The sequence below is a fragment of the Streptococcus gallolyticus subsp. gallolyticus DSM 16831 genome (genome assembly GCF_002000985.1).
Taxonomy (GTDB): Bacteria; Bacillota; Bacilli; order Lactobacillales; family Streptococcaceae; genus Streptococcus; species Streptococcus gallolyticus.
The window spans coordinates 807,332-823,557 of sequence record NZ_CP018822.1 but is presented as its reverse complement, the minus strand read 5'-3'; the positions used below and the strand labels follow the sequence as shown (position 1 = coordinate 823,557).

14 protein-coding genes are annotated in these 16,226 nt (G+C 37.6%); all 14 read right to left on the bottom strand.

The genetic code is table 11. The features are described 5' to 3' along the window. Window positions 1–4 precede the first annotated feature (4 nt). A complete protein-coding gene (locus tag BTR42_RS04365) occupies window positions 5–739 on the bottom strand; it encodes a polyphosphate polymerase domain-containing protein (RefSeq protein ID WP_043878540.1) in 735 nt (244 codons plus the stop codon). 210 nt (window positions 740–949) lie between these two features. After that, entirely contained in the window at window positions 950–2,464 is a 1,515-nt protein-coding gene (locus tag BTR42_RS04360) for a zinc ABC transporter substrate-binding protein AdcA (protein ID WP_039694961.1), read from the bottom strand. Between the two features lie 168 nt (window positions 2,465–2,632). Then, the gene (locus tag BTR42_RS04355) at window positions 2,633–3,718 is read right to left on the bottom strand and encodes an MFS transporter (RefSeq protein ID WP_074656541.1); all 1,086 of its coding nucleotides are present in this window, start codon (window positions 3,716–3,718) and stop codon (window positions 2,633–2,635) included. 3 nt (window positions 3,719–3,721) lie between these two features. Beyond that, window positions 3,722–4,588: a helix-turn-helix domain-containing protein gene (locus tag BTR42_RS04350; RefSeq protein WP_174564800.1), complete on the bottom strand. Its 867-nt coding sequence runs from the start codon at window positions 4,586–4,588 to the stop codon at window positions 3,722–3,724. Window positions 4,589–4,757: 169 nt separating this feature from the next. After that, window positions 4,758–6,155, bottom strand: coding sequence for a C69 family dipeptidase (locus BTR42_RS04345; protein WP_077496575.1), 1,398 nt, complete (start codon window positions 6,153–6,155; stop codon window positions 4,758–4,760). A 22-nt stretch (window positions 6,156–6,177) separates the two neighbouring features. Then, window positions 6,178–7,089 carry a DNA-binding protein WhiA gene (whiA, locus tag BTR42_RS04340; protein ID WP_077496573.1) on the bottom strand — a complete coding sequence of 304 codons (912 nt, stop codon included), beginning with the start codon at window positions 7,087–7,089 and terminating at the stop codon, window positions 6,178–6,180. After that, window positions 7,086–8,063 (bottom strand): YvcK family protein, encoded by a 978-nt coding sequence (locus BTR42_RS04335; protein ID WP_009853845.1) that lies wholly within the window; start codon window positions 8,061–8,063, stop codon window positions 7,086–7,088. The genes whiA and BTR42_RS04335 overlap by 4 nt, the downstream gene beginning before the upstream one ends. After that, window positions 8,060–8,950, bottom strand: a complete 891-nt coding sequence (rapZ, locus tag BTR42_RS04330) for an RNase adapter RapZ (protein WP_014294246.1) — start codon at window positions 8,948–8,950, stop codon at window positions 8,060–8,062. Before rapZ ends, BTR42_RS04335 begins: the two co-directional genes overlap by 4 nt. Before the next feature lie 171 nt (window positions 8,951–9,121). Further along, entirely contained in the window at window positions 9,122–10,135 is a 1,014-nt protein-coding gene (gene galE, locus BTR42_RS04325) for a UDP-glucose 4-epimerase GalE (protein WP_012961719.1), read from the bottom strand. A 34-nt stretch (window positions 10,136–10,169) separates the two neighbouring features. Beyond that, on the bottom strand, window positions 10,170–10,835 hold the full coding sequence (locus BTR42_RS04320; RefSeq protein WP_009853842.1) for a DUF4956 domain-containing protein: 666 nt from the start codon (window positions 10,833–10,835) through the stop codon (window positions 10,170–10,172). A gap of 26 nt (window positions 10,836–10,861) precedes the next feature. Continuing rightward, the gene (locus tag BTR42_RS04315; RefSeq protein ID WP_009853841.1) at window positions 10,862–11,590 is read right to left on the bottom strand and encodes a polyphosphate polymerase domain-containing protein; all 729 of its coding nucleotides are present in this window, start codon (window positions 11,588–11,590) and stop codon (window positions 10,862–10,864) included. Next, on the bottom strand, window positions 11,577–13,355 hold the full coding sequence (locus BTR42_RS04310) for a CotH kinase family protein (RefSeq protein WP_077496571.1): 1,779 nt from the start codon (window positions 13,353–13,355) through the stop codon (window positions 11,577–11,579). Before BTR42_RS04310 ends, BTR42_RS04315 begins: the two co-directional genes overlap by 14 nt. Next, on the bottom strand, window positions 13,345–14,826 hold the full coding sequence (pelG, locus tag BTR42_RS04305) for an exopolysaccharide Pel transporter PelG (RefSeq protein WP_077496569.1): 1,482 nt from the start codon (window positions 14,824–14,826) through the stop codon (window positions 13,345–13,347). The genes BTR42_RS04310 and pelG overlap by 11 nt, the downstream gene beginning before the upstream one ends. Beyond that, window positions 14,826–16,226, bottom strand: a complete 1,401-nt coding sequence (gene pelF / locus BTR42_RS04300) for a GT4 family glycosyltransferase PelF (RefSeq protein WP_077496567.1) — start codon at window positions 16,224–16,226, stop codon at window positions 14,826–14,828. Before pelF ends, pelG begins: the two co-directional genes overlap by 1 nt.

The window sequence follows — 16,226 nt, the reverse complement described above, 5'->3', positions numbered from 1 at the left end:
TAATTTAGACTATTCCTTGTGATTTACGATAAGCTGTGCCATATTTTGAAAACGATGTTGACTCAATGCCGTGTTTCATCAAAATAGCTTTTAGCCATTCCGGTTGGGGACCAGGGGTTTTAATTTCCATGATGACTTTTCCGTCACCGACTAGCTCACTACCGTAATTTCCCATTGATTTTTCTACATCATAATCACGGTAAGTAACATTTTGGTCAACTGTCACACGAATTTTCGTTTGTGGTTGCCCTTTAATATGATGTTTTTCTTTAAAAGAAGAACGTTCATAATAAATCAACATACGTGCACTCAAGTCACCATATCGTTCTTTAAGTGTATTCAATTCATCGATTAAAAGTTGGTCTTCGCTTGTGGCATGTGTCAATTTCCCACTTTCGATAAATTGTTTAATAGCGCCTGTTTCCGAAACCAAACGGAATTTATGACCGATACCTTCGGCGTCTTTTTTCTTTAATTCCAAAAAGGCTTGGCTATCTTCTGTCGGGTTTGTGACGTAAGTTCGCATACGAATCTTTTCGCGACCATTTTTCTTTGCAATCGAGTCCTGAATGACTTGAAAATCTGCTGTGTCAAAATAAATATTAGTAATTGTTGATGTCGGATAATCATCCTCTACAAGGTGTTCTTTCAAATCATCCCAAATAGCTCCTAGTTTTTCTTTATCCAAAACATACTTTTTCTCAATGCGTTTAAAACTAGTCTCCAATGCTTTAACCATTTTCAGCACCTCTTCTTTGATATTTCCCAAATCACTTCCCTTTGCTTACATAACGCTTAGCATTTTACTGAAACTTCCTTATTTTTTTATTAAAATAAGATATTTTTTCACTAACGAAGAACAACAAAGTGGTAACAGGTATCATATTTCAAACAAAAAATCTGAAACGTTTTGTTTCAGATTTTTTAGCTATTTTTGATGAGGTTGTTTTTAGTGGGCAACAATTTCTTGTGCGATTTCTTGACCTGTTAAGCTAGTTGGATAATAGGTTGGCCAGTTATCCATTTCTTCAAGAAGCGCGTCTTGGCTTTCGCCACCCCAGAAAATGTGGAAATGCTCGGCATCTGTTGTTGTGATGTTGTGGTCACTAAATTGGACGTATTTGAATTCACCAGCATTTTCATCATCTGTTTCAAACAAATAACGGACACCACGGTTACCTTTTTCATAAGTCAAAATCTTGTAACCTACATATTTATAAGTAAACTTGTATTTCTCACCGTTTTTGATAAATGTAATGGTATTCTTTTTACCGCTGATATTGATTTGTTCAACGTCTGTCTTGTAACCTGTTGTGTAGTATTCCTTATATTCTTCGGCTGTTTTTTCACCTTTTGAAGCTTTAGCTTTGTATTCCCAAACTTGATCCAATGTGCCGTCAAGAAGATATGGGTAAACTGATTGCCATTTACCAGACCAATCGCTCAATGAACGGTCGGTAACATCTTTATCTTTGAAGTAACCATTTTGAACAGTCTTGGTTGTGTCTGTTTCAGCTTTGATAGTCTTACCAGCGACATCTGTTGTCAATTGCAAAGCTTTCAAGTTTTCTTCCATAACTGAGAAATAATCTTCACCAGCTTTGATTTGTTTGCTTGTTAAGCTTTCAATCGGATTTAACACCGCTGTTTTGACCCCTGCTTCATCTGCTAAAGTTGAAGCAACTTTACTTGACGCATTTTCTTCAAAGTAAATGTATTTAATATCGTATTTTTTGATATATTTTGTCAAACTTGCTAAACGTTTTGCTGATGGTTCTGATTCGGCTGACACACCAGTGATTGGAATTTGTGTCAAACCGTAATCAAGTGCTAAATAACCAAAAGCAGCGTGCTGTGTGACAAAGCTTGTTTGTTTAGCATTTGACAATGCTTCTGTGTATTCGGCATCTAAATCATTTAGTTTTTCAATGTAAGCAGCTGCATTGCTATTGAAAGTATCAGCTTTATCAGGATATTTTGCAACAAAAGCGTCACGGATATTTTCAACCAATGTGATAGCGCGTTTTGGTGAGAGCCAAACGTGTGGGTCATATTCGTGAGTATGACCGTCATCGCTATCTTCGTCGTCTTCATCAGCTGTTCCTGCCATTAATAGCATATCTCCTGTTGATTTAACAACTGTTAAACTGTCTGAATCAATGGATTTTTCAACGCTATCAACCCATGTTTCCATACTATCGTCCATATAGACAAAAACATCAGCGTCTGAAATCGTTGCAATATTTTTGGTAGATGGTTCAAAGTCGTGTGGTTCAGTTCCTGCTTTGATCAACATGGTTACATCTGCGGTATCTCCCGTAACAGCTTTGGTAAATTCATAAACAGGATAGAAAGTTGTGACAACATCAATCTTATCATCTGCCGAAACTTGCTTGATATGGCTGATTTGCCAAGCAAATAAAAGTGCAACTAAATTTATCAATAAAAGAAATTTCTTCTTCATGACAACTCCTTTTCTTAACTAGTTAATAGTTTACTGGTTAAGTATAACACAATTTAAGTTTTTTGCAAGCTTTTTTCTCACAAAAATTATTTTTTTCATGCAAAAACAAAGAAACCCTATGAAATCAATGGTTTCATAGGATGTTTATGTGAGGTGAGAGTTCGAGGATTACTTACACTTTTTCCAGCAATAATAGATAAGATAAAACGTGGCAGATAGTCCAAAAACTCGATATACCATTAATAAGCCAAATCGATCTGCAATAAGCCCTGCTAAAAAATCTGCTAACATAAAACTTATTGAAATGGCAAAATTATACAAAGACCAAGCTACGGCACGATTTTCCTTAATCGTTTGATTCATTTTTAACATCAATTGGTTATTATAGTTAGCATTTAAAATTCTAATCAATAAAAATAGTAAGATTATCAGATGAACTTCTGTTTGCATGGAAATTAATACGACTAATATTGGGATAACCAAAGTATATTTCCACTCAATTTTTAAATAGCTTCCTAATGCCATTCCTAAATTAAACAAAAACAAGATAATGCCTAAAACATCTAAAGAAATTCCCTTGTCTGTCAATAAAAGGCTAGCATAAGAATTATTTACCATAATAAGAGTTGTAAAACTAACCCCTAATATCATTAACTGCCATGGTGCTAAACGAATTCCTGACAATAATGCTGAAGCTTCCTTTGAATCTGATTTTACGATTTTATTTGGCAGCTTCAACAGACAAATCAAGCTAATCATCACAAAGCTAATGGATAATATTAATGGATATAGGACACTTTGTTTTAGTAAAAATGGCGAAATAATCGTTACCAAAGCAATAAAAACATACTTTATCGTATTTGAATTTTTAAGGAATTTAGCATACTCTTTTTCATTAGCTAAGACATCAAAATTAAAGGAAACTAATGTTCCTGAAGATAATGATTCAGATAAGCCCATGAATACGGCTGCTAGAAAAGCAAAGACTAGTTTTCCATTCATTAACGCCCCTAAACCAACTAATAAAAAGAGGTGCGATAATATTAGTAATCGCTGATAACCAAATTTTTGAGCACAAATACTTAGCGGTAAATCAAAAACTGTTCCAAACAGTTCTGTTACTACGGATAATGTCCCAATAACCGTATAAGAAAATCCAAGTTGCCTTAAAAGCAAAAGACTAACGAAATAATAAGGCAAACTCGCACTAAAAACATTCATCAATAGCAAAGCTCGATACCGATTTACTGGCATGCTTTACTCCTTACCTTTCCCTATTAATCTCTCAAGATGCTTTTGGTATTTTTGGGCAAGTTGGTCGCTAGATGCTAATGTCAACACTTTAATGGCATTTTGCATTTCAAGAATGGCTTGTTCGCTCTGCGATTTTTTAAACTGATAAAAATATTTGCCATAGTGAAAGACCAGTCTTTCATAGAGTTCTGTTTCAGTCAATGAAGCCGCTGTTAATTGTTTTTCAAAATAAAGCGCATCAGATAATTCATCCCGTTCAATACACATCAAGTAGCCATTTAACAAGATATCTAATCTCAATTGGCGATTTGCTGGTAGGTCCTGATAAACTGCTGTTCGTTGGTTTAATTCTTCTGACAAGCGTATAAAAGTTCTATGATTAAAGGCAACGAAGGCATTTTTGAAAAGCAATAATTCGTAGCAACCCCAATTTTCTACACTGAACAGATACTCACTCAAGTAAGCAAGTTCGTCTGCTAAGTCATCATCTTCTTTTGACAAATCATGAAGATAAATCCTGATTAAAATCGTGTTCAAGTGTTGAAATAGCTCATTTGCTGTATTGTCAGTTCGCTCTGCTGCTAACAAATATTCTAAACCAGCGATATCTTGCACTGAATGATAGTAATGAATTCTTTCTAACAATCTCTCTAAATGATTACGCTGAGAATCTCCCGCAACGTGCATAAACTCAGCAATTGGCACATTCATTTCCTCTAAAACTAAAGCAAGCCTTGTTATCGTTAAATCTGTCTTTCCTTGCTCAAAACGTGATAATTGTGATGTTGAAATCCCTGCTTCAGCAATATCTCGCAACGTTAATCCTCGTGATACACGGTATTTTTTAAATAATTTTCCCAAATGTTTCATTGTCAATCTCCTTTATTGAAACTTACGCTACTTTTTTATTGAAAAAGTGATAATTTTCAGTTTTTTTAATCATTCACATTCTATCACGCTATCTTTATTAAGTCTATACTTTTAAAAATTTTAAATAAAAAATCCCCTCTTGCTTAAAGTTCAAGAGGGGATAATGCTATTAATCACTGACTGAGAAGCGGTTTTTCATGAGATTACTTGCGTCAAAGAGGATTTTGTTTAACAGTTTTTGAGTTTCTTCTTGGACAAAGTCACTCATGGCTTGGTTTTCGGCATCAAAGTCAATGTTTTCTCCGTTTGCTAAAGCGGCATCGACACGTTTGATTCGTGCATGTCCTGCTGCCATTATTTTTTCGATATAATCTTCAATATCACCTTCGTGTTGGTGGAAATGTGGGTCAGCAATTGCTGCAATAAGACGATTTGCCCAATAGAATGAGTCTGTCGAGACATTTTCGCCAGTATTGGCAAAATAGGCTGGTGTCGTTGAAATTTGAGTAAAGAATGGCACCATTGTTCCAAATGGCATTGAACCGTATGCCAACCATTGAATTCCTGTGGTATCGTGCGGTTGGTCTGGGCGCAATTGAAGAATGGCTGTTTGACTAGTGCGGTTGATACCAATTGTGCGGAAGGCACGTTGTGTGACCGCATTTCCTTCTGGTCCGTACGGGTCAAATTCTGTGTCTTGGTAATGATTGCTCAAAACGTATTTGACATCTTCGATCGTAATTTTGCGGTAAGGTTTTTGTGCCCATGGAATAAAGAAACTACGTGGGTCTTGTTCGATTTCTGGGTTTAAGAAACGTTGCATTGCCCAAGCACGTGGTGTATTGTAATGACGGTCTTTATCACGTTGGCTACCAAAAGCATAGCGTGGGTTAAAGTGTTCATTTGAGTAAGTCAAATCCAAGTTATTGCTTGCGATGAAATCACGCAAATCTTTTGAATACATATACTCATCTGGGTTGTTGAACTCAAAGTGATCAATACCGAGCTGATTAGGATTTGTGACGTAACAATCATCTGGGACACGGCGAGCAATCCAATGGTGACCACCAATGGTTTCCAACCACCAAATTTCATTAACATCAGAAAAGGCAACACCGTTTGATTCGTAAGTTCCATATTGTTCAAGGATAGCACCGAGACGTTCTACCCCTTCACGTGCTGTACGAACGTAAGGAAGTACCAATGTCAACATATCTTCCTCACCAATACCAGATTCAACCAAAGGGTCAGCTCCTAGAACACGCGCATTGGTCGTAATGGTTTCAGTTTCGCTCATGGCAACATTGGCTTCGTTGATACCAGCTTCGCCCCAGATACCGTCTTTACGCAAGGCATCTGGCACTGACGTGTAGCGCATTGGATTATCTGGTAAATCCATTTCAAATGAAGACAAGACTGATTTGTAATGACGTGGTTGGTCTTCTGGTTTCACCACGATAAATTGTTTTGGCGTAAAATCGCCGCTTTGTGAATCTTCCGTACGTGCAATAATGGTTGAACCATCATAAGATGCTTTTTTACCTACTAATATTGTTGTACATGCCATAATATGCTTCTCCTTTTACTTTCTATAATTCATCTGCAATTTTATTGATTTTACGTAATCTGTGGTTAACACCACTCTTGGTCAATGTGCCTTCCAAATGGTCGGCAATTTGTTGAATGGAATAATCTGGATTTTCAACACGGATTTTAGCCACTTGTTGAAGTTCAATTGGCAAGGTTTCAAGTCCAACCGTATCCATGATTTTAATGATATTATTGATTGTTTTCATGCTAGCTGTCACAGTTTTGGCAATGTTTGCCGTCTCCGCATTATTAGCACGATTGACGTCGTTGCGCGTCTCACGCATAATCTTAATTTCTTCAAAAATATCTTTACATTCCATAGCACCAATAACCAAAAGAAAATCCATGATGTCTTCTGCTTTTTGCAAATAGGTTACCGCACCATTTTTATGTTCGATGACCTTGGCATCAAGGATAAATTTTCGCATCAAATTCGCCAAATCTTCGGCGTGATCTTGATAAACCGAGAAAATTTCCAGCTGATATTTTCCAGATTCTGGGTCACGAATGGTTCCAGTCGCCAAAAAAGCGCCGCGCAAATAAGCGCGTCCCTTATCATCATCTTCTAAAATAGTTGGGTTAATTCCCATTTCAATGCCAAAGAAAGAATCCGCCAACTGCAAGTCATTCAAGATTTCTCTGACGTTTGCTGCCACAAAAACATTGTAAACACGGTTTTTACGCAGATTTGTCTTTTGGTGATATTTAATTTCTGGCTGAACATGGTAAAGATTTTCAATCAATTCATAAATATGACGAGCGATTTTAGCATTTTCCGTTGTGATAGACAAGGTAAGTCCGTCTCCTGTCAAGCCGAGGCTACCAGACATTTTAATGATTGCTGATAATTCGCTCTCATCAAACCGCGACAAATTGAGCAGTTCTTCTTTCACTTTTACTGTAAAACTCATCGCTTCCTCATCCTCACTAAATTCATTAATTCTTCAACGACAAAATCGCCATTGTGAAAAGCTCCGCCATTTTCCAAACGCAAGAAATCTGATGAAATCACACGTTTCACCTGCTTGCGAAGTCCTGCAAAATCATGTTCTACTTGAACCAAATACTCATCAAATTCGTTAGAATTCATGTAATCTTGCGGTACTTCTTGGATATTAACCAAAACGGTGTCAATCACATCTTTGCCAAGGTGACGATTGAGCACTTCAACATGGTCAGCATCAGTAAAATGCTCAGTCTCACCATATTGGGTCATGATGTTACAAACGTAAGCCACTTCTGCTGGGGTTTCAAGCAAGGCTTTCTTGATTTCTGGAATGACAAGATTGGGCAGAATTGAGGTAAAAAGCGAACCAGGTCCCAGAACAATCATATCACTATCCATAATCGCATCAACAACTTTTCGACTAGCAGTCGGTTCTTCATTGTTATAAGTATTTGTGACATAAACGTGGTCAATCATACCTTTATAATCAGCAATATGACTTTCGCCAATAACTTCGTGACCGTCTTTGAAAACAGCATGCAAAGTCAATGGATTTTCACTGGCTGGGTAAATCTTTCCTGTGACATGGAAAAATTTTGTTAGCAACTGCATGGCATTGTAGGTTGAACCTTGCATTTCTGCAATGCCTGAAATAATCAAATTGCCAAGTGGATGCCCTGCCAAAGCACCATCCGTTTCAGCGAAACGATATTGAAAAACTTTTTCGTAGAATTTCGGCATATCACTCATCGCCACAAGGACGTTACGAAGGTCACCTGGCGGTGTTAGCTGCGTTACGGAACGCAAAGTTCCAGAACTACCACCATCATCAGCCACCGTAACAATCGCTGTGATGTCAACTTCTTCATGCCGTAAGCTATTTAAAATAACGGGAATTCCCGTTCCTCCACCGATAACGGTAATTTTAGGTTTTCTCATGAACGATTCACAGTCTCCTTACGACGATTTTTATCACGGTGGGTTTCATTGACAACCCAATTTTCTTTCAATTCTTCTGCCAAACGGTGCGCAAAGGCGACACTACGGTGTTGACCACCTGTACAACCAATGGCAATCGTCAAAACAGATTTTCCTTCTTTTTGATATCCTGGCAAAATTGGTTTAATCAAGCCTGTCAAATGTTGATAGAAATCTTCAGATTCTTCATGATTCATGACGTAATCATAGACTTCTTGTTCGAGTCCTGTTTGGTCACGGAGTTCTGGTTTGTAGTAGGGATTTGGCAAGAAACGCACATCAAATACCAAATCAGCATCAAGCGGCAAGCCATACTTAAAGCCAAAACTCATCACTTCGATACGGAAGGATGCTTGATTTTCCTCACTTGAAAATTGCTCTGAAATGGTTTTACGGAGTTGACGTGGTGTGAGTTCTGTTGTATCAACCACATTTTGGCTCAAATTTTTCAGCGGTGCTAACAATTCACGCTCAAGTTTGATACCATCTAAAATACGTCCGTCAGCTGCCAATGGATGACTACGACGTGTTTCTTTATAACGAGCAACCAATTCACCATCTGTCGCATCCAAGAATAAAATTTTAAAATCAACTTTTGGATTAGCATCGATTTTATCAAGAACAGAATTGATTTCATTGAAAAAGAGGCGACTACGCATGTCGACTACGAGTGCCACACGATTATTGTCGCTAGATTGTTCAATTAGCTCAATAAATTTTGGTACCAAAGCTGGTGGCATATTATCAATCGTGAAATAACCCAAATCTTCAAATGATTGAATTGCCACCGTTTTACCAGCTCCACTCATCCCAGTTACAATAACTAAGTTAATACTTTTGTCAGACATAATTGTCCCCCTTTTATCTACTAGTTTTATTATAACAAAATTCAGCCTAAAGATTGATTAGAAAAACCTTTTCACACAAAAATTTCAAGTAAAATATTCTAAAAAATGCTAGCTCTAAAAAAGAAAAGACAGGCTTGCCCCTGTCTCTATCACCTACTCAAAATAGTATTGTTAAGCTTGATAACCGTTTGGATTTTGACTTTGCCATCTCCATGAATCACGCATCATGTCTTGCAATGTTTTTTGTGCTGTCCAGCCCAATTCTTCTTTGGCTTTGCTTGCGTCTGCGTAGCAAGTAGCAATATCGCCAGCGCGGCGACCTTTGATAACGTACGGAACGGATACATGATTGACTTCTTCGAACGCCTTCACCAAATCCAAGACACTGTAACCATGACCTGTTCCAAGATTATATACCGCTACTCCTTTGCTAGCAAGATTTTTCTTCAGCGCAGCAACATGACCTTTTGCCAAATCAACAACATGAATGTAATCACGCACACCAGTTCCGTCTGGTGTATCATAATCATTACCAAAAACGCTTAATTCTTTTAATTTACCGACAGCCACTTGGCTAATGTATGGCACTAAATTATTTGGAATGCCATTTGGTGCTTCACCGATTAAGCCACTTTCGTGTGCTCCGATAGGATTGAAATAACGTAAATTACTCACAGACAAGTCTTTGTCAGCATAAGCCACGTCAGTCAAAATTTGTTCAATCATTACTTTCGTATAACCGTAAGGATTTGTGGCTGAAGTTGGTAAATCCTCAGTCAACGGTGACACATTATTCATGCCATAAACCGTTGCACTAGAGCTAAAGACAATATGATTGACATGGTGATTTTTCATCACTTCAAGCAACGTCAATGTCCCAGTCAAATTATTTTGATAATAGCTTAACGGCTGTTCAACCGATTCTCCGACTGCCTTAAACGCCGCAAAATGAATCACCGCTTCAATATCATTTTCATAAAAAACATTGTTTAAAAAGTTTTTATCTAAAATAGAACCTTTATAGAACGGAATTTTTTGACCAGTAATGACTTTCAAACGGTTCAGAACTTCTTGCGAACTATTTGAAAAATCATCGACAATAACCACATCATAACCTGCTGAAATGAGTTCAACTGCTGTATGACTACCGATAAAACCTGCTCCTCCTGTTAATAAAACGGACATTCTATTCCTCCTCTTTCCCTTTAACTATAAATTTTTAACCATGGTATTCCCCATTGTATTGGATAAGTGTAACGTCATCCACATCCTCAAGTGCTTGGATTTTATCTGTAAAACTCAAATTTTCATCTTTACAGAAGACTTCCACAGACAATTCAATCAATCCCTTGCGAACTGTCTTAGCTTTTAAGAAATATTTCATCTTACCAAAAGATTGCAAGATTTTTTCTTCTGTTTCATCATGGTGATAATGAATAACTGCGATATAAACTTTTCCAGCTTGTTGGTTGCGGTAAAAGATGTAAAACAGTGCAACCATGACAACTGCTGCTACCATCGCTAGTAAATACATTCCTGCACCGACTGTTATCCCTGTCGTAATTGCCCAGAAAATGTAGAGAAGGTCCATTGGGTCTTTAATCGCCGTACGATAACGCACGATAGACAAGGCACCGACCATACCAAGCGAAATAACGATGTTGGTACTAATCGCTAAGGTAACCATACAAGTCAAAATAGTCATTCCAACCAAGGTCACCGCAAAACTGCGTGAAAAGACGACCCCTGTAAAAAATTGACGGTAAATCAGATAAATCACCGCTCCCATAATGATAGATACGACGAGTGATAACAGAATTTGTCCTAAATCATCTCCTGTATAAGAACTCACAAAGGAGTTTTTCAAAACATCATTAATACTCATTTTCTTTCCTCTTTCTTCCCTTTTTCTTAATTATCGTACCAATAGTCATTTAAACTACGGCTATAATTTGTCTTGTCATAGCAAAGAACATACTTAGAAACCGCTGTGTATTCTGTGGCATCTGCTGGAATAATTTCTTTGATAATATCTGGGTAAAATTCCGTATATTTGACTTCTAAAACCAATTTTTCTGGTTCTAACACTTCAAGCGTTGGTAAATTAGCGTCAAAAATATCAAAACTTCCAACAGCAGCCCGAATATTCTCATCAAAGGTAACTCGCACAGTTCCCGCTTCCAAGGTCCATGGCTCACGCTCATAATCGACAATCGTCCGTGGACGTAAAACATTAGCCATGCATTCGACATAAAATTCACGACAAAGCTGGTGTGGGCTCTTCAGCAAAAAGCCATAATCACCATCCAAAATTTTGTAAAATTCTTCTTTTGTCAACGGCGCATCTTCTTTATAAATGTAAGCCCCATGCTTACGTTTCCGTTCCAATTTAATCACTTGGTCGGTGTAATTGTAAATTCGGATGCGGTATTTTTTCCGAATAAGGACACCCGCTTGCTTATCTTCATAAGCACTGTTCCAATAATCATCGAAATAAAGACTTCTAATCGTATAGCTTTCTTGTTTGACGTGTTTGTCCAAAGCCATAATATTTCTTATCCGCTGACGAATAAGGTGTTTATCCTTTAACGAAATCAAGTATTTTTGCTCATGACGAAATGCTTCCTTAGTCTTCTTCATAGGTATCCTCACTTATGCTCTTATCAGCATTGACAAAGAAGGATTTCACACCAGAAACTTTGCCATCTTCGCTCGTTACGTAGTAATCAAAGGCGACTTGAGATTCTCCAGAAGCATTTGTTGCTGTGACACGGATAAAGTATTGACCTGCATCAGGTAAATCCATTTCTGTGCTAGTTAATTTTAGATTTTCCTTCCTATATATAGTACTTGAAAAATCATAGTTTTTAGAAACTTCAACCGTATAAGTAATATCTTCCGAATCAAAATCATAAGCATTATCCCAAGTTAACTTCAATTTGTTATCGCTTGTTTTACTTGGCACACCAATGAAAAATGGCATTGGCTTTTTGAAACTGTCATAATATTTTTGATAATTACCCTTGATTTCTGACGGCAAAGCATCCAAAACCGTTTGATAATCCGCCATTGAAATTCCGAGATAAGTGCTGTCTGGTGTTTCTGAAATGTACGGTTTAACAACACTTGCAAGCTCATTTGACAGCGACGTTATGCGGTCTTGCGTTAAATAGTTATTGTACAAATCTTCAATAGCAGCATCTAAAGCTTCGCGGAAGCTTTTTGTTTTTAACGCACGTTGGAACAGCATATTACCCCAATAATTGCTAACGCCAGTTTCCCATTCAGCGTCCCCTTTTGAGCCTCGAATTTGATATTCTGTTTCAAAAAGCGACCCGTCGTTATCCCAAGGGATAATATACCAACGCTGAGAATTAAGCGGACTATAGAGAAACATATTCCGACTCTGAGTGTCATGATTTCCCATCAAAATCTGAAACGCCATCCAATAGGAGAGATTCTCAACATCAAAGTTCTCTTCTAAAACATCCTCAAAATCAATGGACGTGTCATTGATTTTTTTAATTAAATCAATCAATTTTGTATGGTCAGTTGACCCTTTAATTTCAAGGAGTTCTTCAAATTTTTCTTCGTCATAATCAGGGTCGCTAGCCAATTTGATGACATTATCAGGGTCAGTAAATTCAAAATAGTTAACCTTGTACAGCTGACCACTACTATCCAAATTATGAGATTTCATTCCTGTTTTATTAAGCTGCTCAACTTGGGTATATAAACCATAATCAACAAATTCATCTGGGTTATCTCCTGTCGTATCCTTGACATAAAGATGAACAAATTGCGTGCGCAAACTTAACACTTGTGGAATATCTTGAAGCAACACATACGACATCATGTTTCGAAAACGAAGACTTTCTGTCTGGTGTTTATTCAGATTAATCGTTCGTTGTCCGTACCAACTCCCCTTATTTTGTTTAATTTTGATTTTATAGTTTTTCTGTTGGTTTTTACTTGAACTTTGTCCGCGAATTTGGACTGTCGCATTAGGGGTACTTTCACCGTAGCCAAGTTCTCCAGCTACAGGTCCATTTTCATCTCCCACTTGCAACAAAGCCGAAATCTTATAGCGGTCAACTCCCATTTTTTCATAATCATACACGGATAAATTATTAACTTCTGACCATGAATGGTTAGTATTATCGCTATCATTCCCACGTGAAACGGTTAAATACATGGTCTGAACATCTTTATAATCTTCTGTTTCATAAAGTGCATCATTGTCCGTTAAATGATAACTGTCCTCTGCAACAGTCGTTGTTGACTGCGTTGTGGTGTCGCTTGAATCGTCGTCATCATTATTGGTAAAAAGCCCAACAATCAAAACAAGCCCAGCTGTCACCACTAACAGTAAAATGATTAATAAAAAGCTCTTGTTATTTTTCATAATTCCCCTTTCTAATCAAAGCAAGCATTTTTTGATTTAAAAAACTTGCCAAATGGTGAAAGACACCATCTTTTTCCCCATAAATCAATGGCTGCCGCCCTAAAATCTGATAGGTTAGATTGCTACTGATTTTTTCTAAATTTAACCAAGACATGACAAAATACAGCATTGTTGCTACCAAAAAGCCAAAACCGTAAAACAGACTATTAGTATATAAGCTAGCAACCGTTGCTAAGATAGAAGTCAAGGCAAAAGCAATACTCGCACGATAACTGCCTGATAAATTACCAAAATAAATCGTAGATAAAGTGACAACATTTGCCATGCCATAAACCGCATATGCCACACACAAGATTCTAAAATAACCATTCATGGTCGTATTAAAACCTAGTGGCAAAGCATTTAGAATCGTTGTCCCAACAGAAATAGCTAATAGCGTAACCATTAATTGAACCCAAACAGTCCGTCCCAAGCCTTTTCTCAAGCTGTCAGTCATGTCTCTTTCAGCTTTTTTGATTTCCTGCAACGTCGCGCCATTCGTAAAACTAAGGTAATACTTGCGATAAGTATTGAAGAAATCAACTTCCATGGAAACGATAAAACGTACCGTTGTTGCTAACATGGTCAAAGAAGCTATGAAAACCGTTAAGTCATAATAAGGAGCAATATAGAAGAAACCACGCACCTGCTGCCCAATTTGACTAAACCAAATCACAACAATATGCCCCAAAAGACCAAGTTGTGTGCATAAGCCAATTACCGCCAATTCCCAATAATCATCAAAGCCATTCAAAAAATCAAACATGTGATGATAATCCAGTTTATTTGGAAATTGTTGGTACAAAAGATTGGTTGCTAAAATAAAGAAACTAGCATATCCAAAAATAATGCCTGCTAAACTCGCAATGACAACTGGCAAATGAATGAACAAGAAAATAACACTCATCACCAAAGTCGTTACTATCGTTGCAAGAAATGCTCTGAAAATTCCCCAATAATCTTTGATAATCGTCAAATAATTAATCACATTCCAAGACAACAACAATTCACAAAATAACAGCCACGCCAAAATACCATACAACCAGCCCAAATGTGAAAATAATAGAAAGATACCGTATAAACTACCACCGATTGCTAGCGTGAAAAATTGACTTCCCCAGTAACTTGTCAACACATGGCGAATATCTCGTGAATAAATCTTATCCGACAAATACCGCGAAATCACCAAGGAAACCAATCCATTAAGCAAAAGCGAACCAAGTAAACCATAAGTGATAATGGCAACTATCAGATTGCGGTCAGTAATCGTTACTTTTGCCAAATTTGACAAAATAAAGACCGTCAGCAGAACCAGTTCACCCAGCAAAAGTGGTGCGACAGTAACAATCGAAGCATAAGCAAAGGCGCGTGGTTTTGAGGTCAAACGTTTTTCTCTAACAACCTTATTAATGGCAAATCCAATTCCAGCCATCAAATCACCTCCAAATACAAATCACGATATTGCTGAATCATCATCTCATAGAGATAATAAGTTTTCGCACGTTTTTGAGCAATTTCACCCATTTTCAATCGCAACTGACGGGAACTGCACATTTTTTCCATGGCATGTGTCAGACCTGTTCGATAAGTTGGCGGAATACAATAACCAGCAATGCCGAGGTGGTCATCCTTATTTCCCTCCAACAATTCTCGACAACAGCCAACATCAGTTGTCACACAAGGTCTCCTAGCCGCCATGGATTCAATGACAGACAATGGTTGCGCTTCTGAGATACTTGTTAAAATGGTAAAATCCAAATTTTCCATGTATTCAACCACATTAACTTGCCCCGTGAAAATCACATTTTTGATGCCTAGTTGACGAATCAATTGATGACATTCTCTGTTATAGTCTTCATCATCAACAGCACCCAAAATATGCAAACGCGTATTGGGATAATTGCGAGACAATTCATAAAAGACATAAAGCATTGTCTTAATGTCCTTGATAGGTGCGATACGAACAACCGCGCCAATATCTATCCAACCGTCTTCTTCTTTCAAAGGAATTGCTGAAAATCGGTCATAATGAATCCCATTTGAAATTACTCGGCATTTTTCAATGTCACACCCAACCTCTTCTTGAATAAACTTCGCTTTGGTATAAAGGCTCGTCACGCGCTCCGCCTTGTCATAGATAAGATTTGATAGCATATAGAAAAATTGAATCCATTGCCGTTTCATTGTTGGCAACACCCAATCTGACCGCAAAATTTCTTCCTCACGCTCTCGCGTGTAAATGCCGTGCTCTGTCAACAACAACGGTGCTTGATGCTGATAACTTCCCAAAGAAGCCAGTAACCCTGCATAACCTGTCGCAATAGAATGATAAACATCGGCTTTCGGCATATCTTGGGTCATCAGATAAAGAACTGTTAATAACATGGAACGTGTTGTGTGAAAAACATCTGCAAAAGCTTGGTTTTGGTGTTTTTCCTCAATAATTTCCGTCAGCAATTCCAAAAACAATTGACTTTCCAAAAAATCAGTCGGATTAATCTGACGCTGATTAAAAATGTCAAACAACACTTCCCAATCAGGAGATTGACAAGATAGCAAGTCTTTCAATGCTTGTCTCTCCGTATCGTTAAATGTTTCTTTGAAGTCAGAATTCCCAGAAACTTGGAAAGCATCATCCAGAAAAACTTCCTTGACCTCGACCACATTGTCAGCCAGTTCATATTTGAATTTACCACGACTTTCAGCATTTGCTCCAATGGTCACTAGAACAAATTCGTGCTCAGTCATTTCATTAATATAATTGTGCATCCATGATGACACGCCACCATTGACGTAAGGATAACACCCTTCCAAAATTAAACAAATACGCAC